Source organism: Rhodoferax potami (assembly GCF_032193765.1).
GTDB classification, from domain to species: Bacteria; Pseudomonadota; Gammaproteobacteria; order Burkholderiales; family Burkholderiaceae_C; genus Allorhodoferax; species Allorhodoferax potami.
In genome coordinates this window covers 1,699,939-1,712,469 of sequence record NZ_JAVBIJ010000001.1, presented here as the reverse complement: position 1 = coordinate 1,712,469, position 12,531 = coordinate 1,699,939, and the positions used below count along the sequence as shown (strand labels likewise).

The 12,531-nt window shown below is 58.5% G+C and carries 12 protein-coding genes; 9 read left to right on the top strand and 3 right to left on the bottom strand.

Annotated elements, in window-relative coordinates; translation table 11 throughout:
* Position 1 precedes the first annotated feature (1 nt).
* The 5 genes from RAE21_RS08140 to RAE21_RS08120 all read left to right on the top strand — a co-directional run bounded on the left by RAE21_RS08140 (position 2) and on the right by RAE21_RS08120 (position 5,037).
* Positions 2 to 649 carry a hypothetical protein gene (locus RAE21_RS08140; protein WP_313880933.1) on the top strand — a complete coding sequence of 216 codons (648 nt, stop codon included), beginning with the start codon at positions 2 to 4 and terminating at the stop codon, positions 647 to 649.
* Positions 650 to 729: 80 nt separating this feature from the next.
* Positions 730 to 1,803, top strand: a complete 1,074-nt coding sequence (gene istA / locus RAE21_RS08135; protein WP_428984048.1) for an IS21 family transposase — start codon at positions 730 to 732, stop codon at positions 1,801 to 1,803.
* Positions 1,800 to 2,627 (top strand): IS21-like element helper ATPase IstB, encoded by an 828-nt coding sequence (gene istB, locus RAE21_RS08130; RefSeq protein ID WP_313879687.1) that lies wholly within the window; start codon positions 1,800 to 1,802, stop codon positions 2,625 to 2,627. The genes istA and istB overlap by 4 nt, the downstream gene beginning before the upstream one ends.
* A 35-nt stretch (positions 2,628 to 2,662) precedes the next feature.
* Entirely contained in the window at positions 2,663 to 3,082 is a 420-nt protein-coding gene (locus tag RAE21_RS08125; protein WP_313880932.1) for an ABC transporter substrate binding protein, read from the top strand.
* Positions 3,079 to 5,037 carry a hybrid sensor histidine kinase/response regulator gene (locus RAE21_RS08120; protein WP_313880931.1) on the top strand — a complete coding sequence of 653 codons (1,959 nt, stop codon included), beginning with the start codon at positions 3,079 to 3,081 and terminating at the stop codon, positions 5,035 to 5,037. Before RAE21_RS08125 ends, RAE21_RS08120 begins: the two co-directional genes overlap by 4 nt.
* Here RAE21_RS08120 and RAE21_RS08115 read toward each other — a convergent pair.
* Complete coding sequence (locus tag RAE21_RS08115; protein ID WP_313880930.1) at positions 5,013 to 5,651, bottom strand: response regulator; 639 nt, start codon at positions 5,649 to 5,651, stop codon at positions 5,013 to 5,015. The two genes, RAE21_RS08120 and RAE21_RS08115, sit on opposite strands and share 25 nt — an antisense overlap.
* A gap of 112 nt (positions 5,652 to 5,763) precedes the next feature.
* Positions 5,764 to 7,818, bottom strand: coding sequence for a sodium-translocating pyrophosphatase (locus tag RAE21_RS08110; RefSeq protein WP_313880929.1), 2,055 nt, complete (start codon positions 7,816 to 7,818; stop codon positions 5,764 to 5,766).
* A 229-nt stretch (positions 7,819 to 8,047) separates the two neighbouring features.
* On the opposite strand from RAE21_RS08110, the gene ppa reads away from it, so the two are divergent.
* A complete protein-coding gene (gene ppa, locus RAE21_RS08105; RefSeq protein ID WP_313875849.1) occupies positions 8,048 to 8,578 on the top strand; it encodes an inorganic diphosphatase in 531 nt (176 codons plus the stop codon).
* A gap of 130 nt (positions 8,579 to 8,708) precedes the next feature.
* On the opposite strand, the gene RAE21_RS08100 is transcribed toward ppa, so the two are convergent.
* Positions 8,709 to 9,263 carry a hypothetical protein gene (locus RAE21_RS08100; RefSeq protein ID WP_313880928.1) on the bottom strand — a complete coding sequence of 185 codons (555 nt, stop codon included), beginning with the start codon at positions 9,261 to 9,263 and terminating at the stop codon, positions 8,709 to 8,711.
* 178 nt (positions 9,264 to 9,441) lie between these two features.
* On the opposite strand from RAE21_RS08100, the gene RAE21_RS08095 reads away from it, so the two are divergent.
* From RAE21_RS08095 to RAE21_RS08085, 3 genes are all read left to right on the top strand, one after another.
* Positions 9,442 to 11,070, top strand: coding sequence for a sensor histidine kinase (locus RAE21_RS08095; protein ID WP_313880927.1), 1,629 nt, complete (start codon positions 9,442 to 9,444; stop codon positions 11,068 to 11,070).
* Positions 11,067 to 11,804, top strand: coding sequence for a response regulator transcription factor (locus RAE21_RS08090; protein ID WP_313880926.1), 738 nt, complete (start codon positions 11,067 to 11,069; stop codon positions 11,802 to 11,804). The genes RAE21_RS08095 and RAE21_RS08090 overlap by 4 nt, the downstream gene beginning before the upstream one ends.
* A gap of 187 nt (positions 11,805 to 11,991) precedes the next feature.
* Positions 11,992 to 12,489, top strand: coding sequence for a chemotaxis protein CheW (locus tag RAE21_RS08085; protein WP_313880925.1), 498 nt, complete (start codon positions 11,992 to 11,994; stop codon positions 12,487 to 12,489).
* Positions 12,490 to 12,531 lie beyond the last annotated feature (42 nt).

Sequence of the window (12,531 nt, the reverse complement as noted above, 5' to 3'; positions counted from 1 at the left end):
TATGGGTTTGCGCGTTATTCGCTGGATCGTTGGCTGGGTTCTTTCGATCAGTGTGTTCGCGCAGGTGCAAGCGGCTGATTTGGTCATCGTCAGCAGTGAAAAGACGGCAGGCCATGTAGAAACTGCCCAAACTATTGCGCTTGAATTTACGCGCGCTTACCCTGAGCGCGCCCAGCCGTCGATCACTTACCTTAGCGATAGCCGCCTGCAAGAGGCTGAGCTTCTTCAGGGTGCACGTGTTGTCATGACGTTAGGCAGCGATGCTTTGGCCAGCGTTTTGGCGCTCGATGTGCGGATACCTGTGGTGGCCTCGCTGATTCCGCGCGCTGGCATGGAGCGTATCTTGCGGGAGGCACCCTCCAAATCGCAAGCCTCTGTCAGCGCGGTGTACCTGGATCAGCCTTTCAGTCGTCAAGTCGAGTTGATGCGTCTTGCGCTCCCCAATACAAGAAGGGTGGGCGTTCTGTTCGGTTCGGAGTCCAGTCAACAGAGCCCGACACTACATTCGGCTCTGCAATCAAAGGGCATGGAGTTGGTCAGTGGCTATGTTGGTGGCTCGGGAACTCTGTTTTCCGCTTTGAAGGCGGTTTTGGACGATACCGATGTGCTATTGGCTGTTCCTGACTCCAAGGTGTCACGCGCAGTATGAAAATGACACGCAAACGCGGTGAGGAATTGATACACCTCGACTAACGTGCCAAGCCATCCGAACCATGGATGGGACTGGCAATGATTACGAACGAGGAGTACATGGAACTCAAGGTTTTAAGGAAGCACAGGCTGAGCTTGCGCGAGATATCGGCGCAAACTGGAATGGCAGTCAACACGGTGCGTAAGTATTTGGAGGGCGGTCCGCCGGCCATGAAGAAACTGCCGGAACGTAAAAGCAAGCTCGATCCATTCAAGGACTACTTGGCTGGACGTATTCAGGCGGCCAAGCCTGATTGGATTCCCGCAACGGTGCTGCAGCGTGAGATTGCCGCACAGGGGTATACGGGCTCCGTGCGCATCCTGCAGGAGTACCTCAAGGAGTTGCGTCCACAGGCGCGCCCGGATCCGGTTGTGCGGTTCGAGACCCAGCCCGGTGAGCAAATGCAGATGGACTGGATCGAGTTCCGCAAGTCTGGGCATAAAGACGGCATGTTGGCGGCGTTTGTGGCAACGCTTGGCCACAGCCGGGCGACCTTCGCGGAGTTTGTCACAGACATGAAGCTGGAGACACTACTGGCGTGCCATGTCAGGGCGTTCGAGAGCTTTGGTGGAGTCACCCGTGAAGTGCTGTACGACAACATGAAGACCGTCATCCTCAAGCGTGACGCCTACGGCAAGAACCTGCACCAGTTCCAGGGTGCCTTTGCTGACTTTGCGCACCACCATGGCTTTGTGCCGCGGGTGTGCAAGCCCTATCGGGCCAAGACCAAGGGCAAAGTCGAACGCATGAATGGCTACATCCGGCGCAGCTTCTGGGTGCCATTGGTGGCGAGTATGAAGCAGCAATGCTTGGTGGTGGACGCGGACACAGCCAATCGGGAAATGCGCACCTGGCTGCGTGACGTTGCCAATGTGCGGATCCACGGAACCACTGGGTGTGTGCCGGCACTGGCTTTGCAACAGGAGCGCACACATCTGCTGGCCATCCCCAGCGCCTACAGTGGGCGAACAGTGCGTCAATTGCAAAAAGTCACCGGTAGCGGCGCAGCAGTCCGGCCAATTCCAGCCGCGGCATGGCGAGGCCTGCAGCATCCTCTGGCGATGTATGACACGCTGGTGCACAACCAAGCCTCAGCAGGAGGACGACCATGAGCCTGCAAATGGAAAGACTGCGTGAACTGTGTGATCAGCTGCGCCTGCTCAACTTACCCGATCAGCTTGCCCACTTGGGGCAAATGGCGGCCAAGAAAGAGCTGGGGTACCTGGAGTTCCTGGAGCAAGCCTTGCGTGGCGAGGCTCTAGCCAGAGTGGAGAGAACACGCGCCATGCTCACGCGCATAGCGGGCTTCCCCGCCATCAAGACGCTTGATGAGTTTGACTTCCAGTTTGCCAGCGGCGTGCCCAAACCCCTGGTACAGGAGCTTGGCAGTCTGGCCTTCGTGGAGCGCAGCGAGAACGTGGTCTTGCTGGGCGCCAGTGGGGTGGGCAAAACCCACTTGGCCATCGCCTTGGGCTACAGGGCAACCCAGGCTGGAATCAAGACGCGTTTCATCACGGCGGCAGATCTGCTGATGACACTGAGCACGGCACTACGGCAGAACACCCTGGAAGAGGCTATCAAACGCATCGTGCGTCCCTACCGGCTGTTGATCATTGACGAGGTCGGGTACCTTCCCATGAATCGGGAACAGGCGAATCTTCTGTTCCAAGTCATTGCCAAACGCTATGAAGTGGGAAGTCTCATCCTGACCTCCAATCTGCCGTTTGGGCAATGGGACCAGACGTTTGCAGACGATGCCACGCTGACAGCGGCGCTACTTGACCGACTGCTCCACCACGCCCATGTGGTCCCGATTTCAGGAGACTCCTATCGCCTGAAAGATAAGCGGCGTGCCGGTGTGATTGCCGCCAGCAGCAATACCCTACTCAAACGAAAACGCAGTCACCTTGATACACAGGAGGAACAGGCAGCCTAAGGGCGCCAAGCAGTCAGTGGCGAGCCACTGACTGCTTGAAAGACAAGCAAAGACAAAACAGACAATCGCCCCACACAACGGTGTATCAAATCCACGCCGCGTTTGCGTTCGACAGCTGTATCAAATCGAAACTGCGTTTGACAAAGGTCTACAACGGATCTACTATCTCCAATGTGTTGCTGGCGACTTATCGGGCTCGTGTGCCGGTCATTGCTTTTTCGCCGGCCTATGTGCGGGCCGGGGCACTCATGTCTTTGCACAGCACGCCGCGGCAAATCGGAATTCAAGCTTTTGCAATAGCCAAAACACATTTGACTGGCAATACCGGAATTTCGCTGCAATATCCGACGGATTTCACCGTTGTATTGAACGAGCAAGTCGCCCGTTCGCTGGACCTGGTGCTGGACGAGCGCTCTTTGACAGAGCGGCTCAAGCGTTCGGAGCGTCGCCCATGAGATTCCAGGGGATCCGCTTTCGCATGCTGCTGGCAGCCATCACCCCTGTGTTCCTGGTGGTGTTGGCCTTGATGGCCGTTTTTTGGACGACCCGTGTCTCTGATCTGGATTCGGCGCACACCACCCGTGCGCGATTGATCGTTCAACAACTGGCGCGGGCCAGTGAGTATGGTTTGTTCTCCGGGAATGCTGCGAGTCTGCAAGCTATTGCGAACGGTTTGAAAACCGAGCCGGATGTCCGCTCGATTGCTATTTTCAATGGCAACGGGCAGGTCTTGGCGAGGGCGGGGGAGACCCGCTATGCAGAGCTGCCCGAGGCTATGGGGGCCAATTACATTGCGCGCCAGAAGCGGCTCGGGGTCGATGTGTTCTGGGAGCGGGTGTGGCCGAGCAATGTCGCGTTGGATGACTTTTATTCCGGGCCGACACAAGGGTTGAACAGCAACGTTTTGGGATACGTGGTGCTGGAGGTGTCACGGGATCGACTGGATCAAAGCGGCCAAGAGACTTTGCTGGTCGCACTCGGTATCGGGCTGGTGGGGTTGATGCTGGGCGGCTGGTTGGCCTCCCGACTTGGGGAGGGGGTGATCGGACCCGTGATGCGTGTGTCGCGCGCGATTGAGCGCATCGGCGAGGGTGATTTGAACCCGAGCTCTGAGGCGCTGCCTTCAGACCCTTTGTTCGATTTGCAGACCCGTCTCAATCAAATGGCCCAGCGTTTGGCTTGGGGACGCGAGGAGTTGGAATACCGCGTGGAAGTCGCGACCCGCGAGCTGCGACTCAAGAAAGAAGAAGCGGAAAGCGCCACCCTGGCCAAATCGCGCTTTTTGGCCGCAGCAAGCCACGACCTGCGCCAACCCACGCACGCATTGGGCATGTTTGTCGCTCGCTTGGGTCAATTGCCCTTAGATATATCTGCCCGCCAGGTCGTAGACAGCCTGGAAGCGTCGGTGTCTTCCATGCAGGATTTGTTGGATGGGTTGCTGGATGTATCCCGTTTGGATGCGGGGGCTGTTCAGGTGCACCGCACCGAGTCGCCCTTGGACAAGCTGTTTCAGGCAGTGCACAAGGCTTTGATTCCGTTGGCCAGCAGCAAAGGGCTGCGCTTGCGCATTCGGCCCACGCAGGAGTGGTTTCTCAGTGACCCCGTTCTTTTGCAGCGGGTGGTGATGAACCTTGCCAACAATGCGGTGCGCTACACCGAGCAAGGCACTGTGTTGGTGGCATGCCGGGTGATCGATGGCGGTAGCAATTTACGGATCGATGTGGCAGACAGCGGTATCGGTATTTCGCCTGAGCACCAGCAAGAAATCTTCCGGGAGTTTTACCAAGTCGGCAATAGCGGCCGCGACCGTACACAGGGCTTGGGCCTCGGCCTGAATATTGTGGAGCGTACCGTCAAGCTACTGGGCCACAGCATCAGTCTGCGTTCTGATTTGGGCTGCGGGACCCGGTTTTCCATCGTCTTGCCAAGGGCTCTGCCGCAAGAGTTCTCAGCTCCTGCGCCACTAACGCTTTCTGCCCAAGGGGGTGAGCTCGAGGGGATGCGGATCCTGATCGTTGAGGACGATGGCTTCGCACTGGAGGCGCTGCAGAGCTTGCTGCAATCCTGGGGCTGCGTGGTCAATGCGGCGGCCAACGTTCAGCAGGCATTGGATTTTGTGAACGCCTACCCGGCGCCTGACTTGGTCTTGTCGGATTTCCGCTTGGGCGAAGATCGCAACGGGATGGACGTTATCGATATGGTCCGCGCACATTCGCGCAGGCCGATTGCCGCTTGCCTCATGAGTGGCGATACCGACGCCAATTTGTTGCATGCAGCCAAAGCCCGTAACTTGACCCTATTGCACAAGCCCGTGCGGCCGGCCAAGCTTCGCAGCTTGATGCGTCGTTTGGCGATTAGCAATGCCTCGGACGCCGAGGCCAGCACTCAAGAGCTGGTGGCAGGGCGGTAGCCGCTGCGAGCTGCTGCAACGACAGCTTGCGTCCGGTTTTGCACATCAAAATAGCGCAAGATGGCTGCCACGTGGGTTTTGACCGTTTCGTCGGATACGTTCAAGCTTGTTCCGATCTCTTTATTGGAGCGGCCATCCAATAGCTCGCGCAACACCAGCTCTTGACGTTGCGTCAGGGGCGGCTTGTTGTTGAGGTCTTCCTGCAGGACCACCGCTGGAGGTGCGTCCAATTCTCGTGGGGAGTACACATCGCCATTCAGTACCAAGCGGACGGCGTGGAGCAACTCGTCGCTCAAAGTGGATTTGGTCACGAAGCCGGAAGCACCGTTTTGTAGTACTTGCCGCATGATTTGTGTATTCGCGGAGCCGGACAGCATCACGATCGGGAGCTCAGGGTGGCGCTTTCCGAAGATGTCGAGCGCAGCCAAGCCTGTCATGTCGGGCAGGTGATAGTCCAACAAAACCAGATCCAAATCGGCATGTTCTGCAGATAACTCGAAACCGCGAGCGCAAGTACCCGCTTGGAGCACCACGGCGTCCTCGTCCAGTCCCTTCAGAACCTGATGCAGTCCTTCACGCACCAAGGCGTGGTCGTCGATCACAAGAATTTTCACTTCAGTCTCTTCGTCGATGCTTAAATTGGTTCCCTTTACATATTAGCGCAAGGTAGGCATCTGCCTGTCTCTTGAAGAACAGTTTTGCGCAGAGCAACACAGGTATCCAATATCAACCGCCGTGTATTTTCATCATCAAAGGGACGATCAGTAAAGCGACGATATTGATGATCTTGATCAGCGGGTTAATGGCAGGACCAGCGGTGTCTTTGTAGGGGTCGCCGACGGTGTCTCCGGTAACGGCAGCCTTGTGCGTTTCGGAGCCCTTGCCTCCGTGATGCCCGTCTTCGATGTATTTTTTGGCGTTATCCCAGGCGCCACCGCCGGTGCACATGGAGATGGCCACGAACAAGCCGGTCACGATGGTTCCCATCAGCAAGCCGCCCAAGGCCTCGGGCCCCAAGGCCAAGCCAACCACAATGGGTGCTACCACCGGTAAGAGAGACGGGATCATCATCTCTTTGATAGCGGCGGTGGTGAGCATGTCTACGGCCGTGTCGTATTCGGGTTTGCCGCTACCGTCCATGATGCCCTTGATCTCTTTGAACTGGCGGCGAACCTCGACCACCACCGAGCCTGCCGCCCGCCCGACCGCCTCCATGGCCATAGCGCCAAAAAGGTAGGGGATCAGCCCACCGATAAACAGCCCGATGATCACCATGGGGTTGCTCAGGTCAAAGCTGATGTGTTTGCCATAGGCATCCAGCTTATGAGTGTAGTCGGCAAACAGCACCAGTGCGGCCAAGCCTGCGGAGCCGATGGCGTACCCCTTGGTGACCGCTTTGGTCGTGTTGCCGACAGCGTCCAGTGGATCTGTCACATCGCGTACGCTGGCGGGTAGCTCCGCCATTTCAGCAATACCGCCTGCGTTGTCGGTGATGGGGCCATAGGCATCCAAGGCCACCACAATGCCGGCCATGCTGAGCATGGAAGTGGCTGCGATGGCAATGCCATACAACCCCGCCAGCACATAAGCCGTGTAGATCGCGATACACACAAACACCACCGGCCAGGCCGTAGAGCGCATGGACACGCCCAAGCCCGCAATGATGTTGGTGCCGTGGCCGGTCGTCGAGGCCTGTGCAATGTGCTGCACCGGCGCGTATTGTGTGCCTGTGTAGTACTCGGTGATCCAGACCAGCGCTGCGGTCAATACCAAGCCGACCGCACAGGCGCCAAAGAGTTTGCTGGCAGCCCCGGTGCCGCCCAAGGCGTTGTCTGCAATCATTGATTGGGTCACAAAATAAAACGCAATCAGCGACAACGTGCCGGCAACGGCCAAGCCCTTGTACAGGGCAGGCATCACGTTTTTCATGGCCGGTGACGCTTTGACAAAGAAGCAGCCGATGATGGAAGCCACAATGGACACTGCCCCCAAAACAAGTGGGTATAAAACAGCGTTCGCGCCCGCACCGCTTGCGAGGAGTGCTCCTAAAACCATAGTAGCGATCAGCGTAACCGCATAGGTCTCAAACAGGTCGGCGGCCATACCTGCACAGTCACCGACGTTGTCTCCCACATTGTCGGCAATCACGGCGGGGTTGCGCGGGTCGTCTTCCGGGATACCCGCTTCCACCTTGCCTACGAGGTCGGCGCCGACGTCAGCGCCTTTGGTGAAAATTCCACCACCAAGGCGCGCAAAAATGGAAATCAGCGACGAGCCGAATGCGAAGCCGATCAGCGGATTGAGCTTGGCCGCAGTCACTGCACCATCCGGCACCAAAAACCAATAGAAACCGGTCACCCCCAGCAGCCCCAAGCCCACCACCAGCATGCCGGTGATGGCGCCACCCCGGAAGGCCACTTCCAAAGCCGGGCCTATGCCACGGGTGGCTGCCTGTGCAGTGCGTACATTGGCCCGCACGGACACGTTCATCCCGATAAAGCCACACGCTCCCGAGAGCACGGCACCCAGGACAAAGCCGATCGCCGAAAGACTGTCCAGAAAAACACCGATGAGGATCGCCAGCGCCACGCCAACCCACATGATGGTCTTGTATTGGCGTGCAAGGTAAGCGGCCGCGCCGGTTTGGATAGCGGCTGCAATCTCTTGCATGCGCGCATTTCCCGGGTCTTGGGAAAGAATCCAGCGTCGTGCCCAGATCCCGTAAATCACGGCAATCAGGCCAGAGCCAAACGCCAGTACCAGCGCAGTGTTGCCTGTCATGTAGAGCACTCCTTGATGGCTGAGTCGCAAAGGTGGGAGCAACGCCAGGGTTGTCCCCGCTGCGTTGCTTCCTCATTGCGCCTGGACGGCAGGTCAAGGGGCGTTGATTGGCCAACGGGGTCAATGTAGCGCGCTTTGGGGCCGCTGGGGCAAAAACGAAAGTGCCAAGTCAGTAAAATCCGTGTTAATCCACCCGTTTCCTGTTTCAACTCAAACAAAGAGAGATTGCATGTCCTTAGACAACGTGACCCCCGGTAATAAAGTCCCTGATTCGTTCAACGTGATCATCGAGATCTCGATGAACGGCGACCCCATCAAATACGAAGTGGACAAGGCCTCCGGCTGCATCTTTGTGGATCGTTTCATGAACACCGCGATGCATTACCCCACCAACTACGGCTATGTGCCCAAGACCATCGCCGGTGACGGTGACCCGGTCGATGTGTTGGTGATCACCCCGGTTCCCTTGCCTCCAGGCGTCGTGGTGCCTTGCCGCGCTATCGGCATCTTGAAGATGGAAGACGAAGGCGGCATGGACGGCAAGGTGTTGGCCGTGCCCACCGACAAGATCCTGCCCCTGTACTCCCGCTGGCAATCGCTGGAAGATTTGAACCCGATGCGCCTGAAGGCGATTGAGCACTTCTTTGAGCACTACAAAGACTTGGACGCCGGCAAATGGGTCAAGGTGCAAGGTTGGGGCGGCAAGGACGAGGCCCACAAAGAAATTCTGGACGGCATTGCCGCATACAACCAGCAATAAGCCTGTTCACTCCCGCGTAAACGACGCGGGGTGCTACTAAAAAAATAGCGCCCCACAGAGTGATCTGTGGGGCGCTATTTTTTATGGCGTTGACCTGCACACGCGGCGCAGGGTGTCAATTACCAGGCGCTCAGCTGCCGCTGTATTCCAGCGAAGAGTGGTGCAGCGTGATGCGCAGTTTGCCTGCGTCGTCTCTCACGTAGCCCCAGGTCTTATCCACGGTGGTGACTTTGCCGTCCTTGCCGGTGAAGCTCACTTTGCCCATGCTGGTCGCGCTGTTGCCCGTGATGAAAATGCCGGCATTGGAGATTTCACACTGGGTCCAGCCTTTGAGGGCAAATCCGGTGTCTTTGGGGTACGCAGCATCCCCGCCTACAAAATAGGCCAATGCCCCAGCCCGGGTCGTGCGGAAGGTTTGCGGATTGACCGTCAGGGTGGGTTTGAACAGCACGGCACCCATTTGGTAGCCGTAGGCGGAGTTGATCACTTTTTCAGCCAGTGCTTTGGCGGCGGGTTGGCCGCTGGTGGCGTGTGTCTTGCTGATGTCGACCAAGGCCTTGCACCACGCCTGCTGTGCGGCTTGTACTTCGGTGGGACTGATGGTCTGGTTCACGATGGCGATTTGCGCCTGGGCGGTGCCAGCCAACATCAGGGCGCTGATACCTGTCAAAAGCATGGTTTTCATAAAGCAACTCCGGTTATGTTCAAAAAATGGTGCATGTTGCAGCGCCTTACGCTGCCACGGAGTGATTGGAGCCCCACCACTTGAAACCGGTCTGACGGTCAGATGAGCAATCGCTGACGCTGAGATGAACGCCAGATGAACACCACCTCGCATCCCCGCCATCGCTGACAATTCCGGCATGTTCCGGCGCCGTCTTACTCTTGTTCTCTCTCTTTTTGCGTCCATCGTGGTGTTTGCCGCGCTGTTGGCGGCGGCTTCGCTGGCAGTGAGCGAGCGGCAAGTGCTGCGCGGCCGTGTGGCTAGTGATATCGCCACGGGGTTTATTCAACTGTCGGCGCAAAAGCAGCGTCTGCGGACCTGGGTCGCCCAAGTTCAGCTGGGTGTCAAGGTGGACGACGGAGCCCGTGCTGAGTTGCAATCCGCCATGCAAGGGACATTGCAGCGCTTGAAAGTTCTCACCGTGCAGGCGATGGAGCTCGACAGCGGCAGCTTTGCAGTCGACGAATACCGGCGCCGATCAGCGGCCTTGGCCAAGCTGGAAGAAAGCATTGCAGAGCTCGGTCGCACAGCCGCCAAGGCCCAGGCACAAGTCACTGGCCGTGAGTTGCTATTGGGCCAGGACAGCCTCATGTTGGCCCGGGTTTTTGACATGGCAGACGATGGGGAGATGCGCATGTTGATTGCCGAAAACATCGCCCGGGAGGGGGCTGCCGTGCAACGCGAGCGTGCCGCTGCTGACACCACCCTGGCGTGGGTGCGCTGGTTGTGGTTGGGCGCTGCGGCGGTGCTCGCGGGGGCCACACTGATCGCTGCGGTCTACTTTGGCCGCGCATTGCGCTACCCCTTGCTGCAGCTCAATGAGGGGGCGCAAGCCCTTCAGAGTGGAAAGCTGTCTCACCGCATACCCCTGGTGGGACACGACGAATTTGCCAGCGTGGCTCAAAGTGTGAATGCCCTGGCCGCAGAGCTGGAGCAGCATCGCGAGCGTGAGTCGGTGCAACGCCAGCGACTCGAAGACTTGGTCGCAGCCCGCACGGCTGAATTGGCCGACGCGTTGGCGTCCTTGCGCAAGGTCGATAGCCAGCGGCGCCGGCTATTTGCTGATATCAGCCACGAGCTGCGCACGCCCACTACCGTGATCCGCGGGGAGGCGGAGATCACCTTGCGCGGTATTGACAAGCCTGCCAGCGAATACCGCGAAGCTTTGGGCCGAATCGTCAGCACTGCCCGACAGTTGGGGGCGGTGATTGACGATTTGCTGGCCATGGCGCGCAGCGATATGGACGGCTTATCCTTGGTGCGCGAGGCCGTAGACATGGATGAACTGGCGGCCGATGCACTGGCGCAGGTGAGCGCAACAGCCACCCGGTTGGGCCTTCGGCTGGGCCCGCCACCGGCTTCGACTGGGCAGCACATCGTGTCAGGTGACTCGCTGCGCCTGCGTCAGCTTTTGGGTGTCTTGCTGGACAACGCCACGCGCTACTCACGCCCCGGCGGGCATGTCACCCTGATGGTGGAGTCTGAAGCTGACAGTGCGGGCCATACCAGTGCGGTGCAGGTGGTGGTGTCGGACGATGGGATTGGTATCCCGCCCGACGAGTTGGGGCGGGTGTTTGAGCGCCGCTTTCGCGGGACCGCTGCGCGCCAGCATTCGCCGGATGGAAGCGGACTGGGCTTGTCGATTGCCCGGTCTTTGGCCGATGCCCACGGCGGCCAATTGCAGTTGCACAGCACCAAAGCGGGGACCCGGGCGGTGTTGCGTTTGCCGCTGGCCTCGCAAGCGTTGATGGGTGGGCCTTTGGTATGAATATTTTTGTGATTGAAGACGATCCCCGGATCGCAGATTTTTTGAGCCGTGGCTTGCGCGCTGAAGGGCACAGGGTCGAGGTCGCATCGACGGGCCCCGAGGGCTTGGAGCTGGCGCGCCGGGTCGCACGCGAGCGGAACGCTCACGGCCCTTCTTGTGTATTGGTTTTGGATTTGATGCTGCCCGGCATGAGCGGCCTCGAGATCTGCCAGACCTTGCGGGCAGAGGGTGTGGCACTACCGATCCTGATGTTGTCGGCACTGGGGGCCGTCGAAGACCGGGTGGCCGGCCTGCGCTTGGGTGCGGATGACTATCTGGCCAAACCTTTCGATTTCGATGAATTGTTGGCCCGCTTGGAGTCCCTATCACGTCGGGGGCGGGAAGTCGTGCCTGCTGTGAGCGCTCGGCTGGTAGTGGGGGACTTGGTGTTTGACCGGGAGCGCATGCAAGCCAGCCGGAGCGGGCAGATCCTGGCGCTCACTGCACGCGAACTGGCCCTCTTGGAGCTGATGATGAGTGCACCGGGCCGCCTCTTCAGCCGGGAGCGCATTCTCTCGAATGTGTGGGGGGCCAGCGAGGATCCGCTGACCAATGTGGTGGACGTCTACATTCGCCGCTTGCGCAGCAAAATTGACGACGGCCATGCAGATCCGATGATTCACACCGTTCGCGGTCTGGGGTACCGATTGGAGTCGCCAGCCGTTAGTCCCACGGGGCACAGGCCTGCTGGCTGACAGAGTATCTGCCAACCACGCTCCTGACACGGATAGCGCGATTCACACGGCTTCTTTTGCTTTAGGCGCTAGGGCAACGGTCGATATGAACACGAACGTGATGCGTCAAGCTTTCCAAGATTTTGTCTCCGGTGTATCATAAAACAAAATATTTGTTAAAAAACATTTAAATTAAATTTGGGGTTTTATGGATGCGACGCTCACTCACACCCTGACGCAGGGAGCCGGCCCGGTTTTATCGGGCGAGTATTTGACCCTGCGCTTGGGCACCGAGGAATATGCGATCGATATCCGGCAAGTGCAGGAGATTCGCTCCTATGAAATGCCGACCAAGATGGTCCATTCCCCGAGCTTCGTCAAGGGCGTGATAAACCTCAGGGGTGTCATCGTGCCCATCGTCGACTTGCGATTGAAGCTGCAACTCCCGACAGTGGCCTATAACGACGCCACGGTGGTGGTGATCTTGAACATCTTGGGCAGCACCATGGGCGCTGTAGTGGACGGCGTGTCGGACGTGGTGAATCTAGAGCGAGAGTCGGTGAAGCCCGCGCCGCAATTTGACGGGGCCATGGAGGCTCCGTTCATTGTCGGGCTGGTGACTTTGCACGAGCGGATGCTGATCGTGATGAACATAGAGACACTCATGGGCCACAGCGGCCTCGCGGTATTGCCAAAAATGGTGTGAATTGGCGCGCAGTGCGTTAAATTGCGGCTCAGCAAGCTGCTT

Bases quoted from the DNA above. Each gene is read 5' to 3' on its own strand.
- RAE21_RS08140 (WP_313880933.1), top strand. From the start codon at position 2: ATGGGTTTGCGCGTTATTCGCTGGATCGTTGGCTGGGTTCTTTCGATC.
- istA (WP_428984048.1), top strand. From the start codon at position 730: ATGATTACGAACGAGGAGTACATGGAACTCAAGGTTTTAAGGAAGCAC.
- istB (WP_313879687.1), top strand. From the start codon at position 1,800: ATGAGCCTGCAAATGGAAAGACTGCGTGAACTGTGTGATCAGCTGCGC.
- RAE21_RS08120 (WP_313880931.1), top strand. From the start codon at position 3,079: ATGAGATTCCAGGGGATCCGCTTTCGCATGCTGCTGGCAGCCATCACC.
- RAE21_RS08110 (WP_313880929.1), bottom strand. From the start codon at position 7,818: ATGACAGGCAACACTGCGCTGGTACTGGCGTTTGGCTCTGGCCTGATT.
- ppa (WP_313875849.1), top strand. From the start codon at position 8,048: ATGTCCTTAGACAACGTGACCCCCGGTAATAAAGTCCCTGATTCGTTC.
- RAE21_RS08100 (WP_313880928.1), bottom strand. From the start codon at position 9,263: ATGAAAACCATGCTTTTGACAGGTATCAGCGCCCTGATGTTGGCTGGC.
- RAE21_RS08095 (WP_313880927.1), top strand. From the start codon at position 9,442: ATGTTCCGGCGCCGTCTTACTCTTGTTCTCTCTCTTTTTGCGTCCATC.
- RAE21_RS08090 (WP_313880926.1), top strand. From the start codon at position 11,067: ATGAATATTTTTGTGATTGAAGACGATCCCCGGATCGCAGATTTTTTG.
- RAE21_RS08085 (WP_313880925.1), top strand. From the start codon at position 11,992: ATGGATGCGACGCTCACTCACACCCTGACGCAGGGAGCCGGCCCGGTT.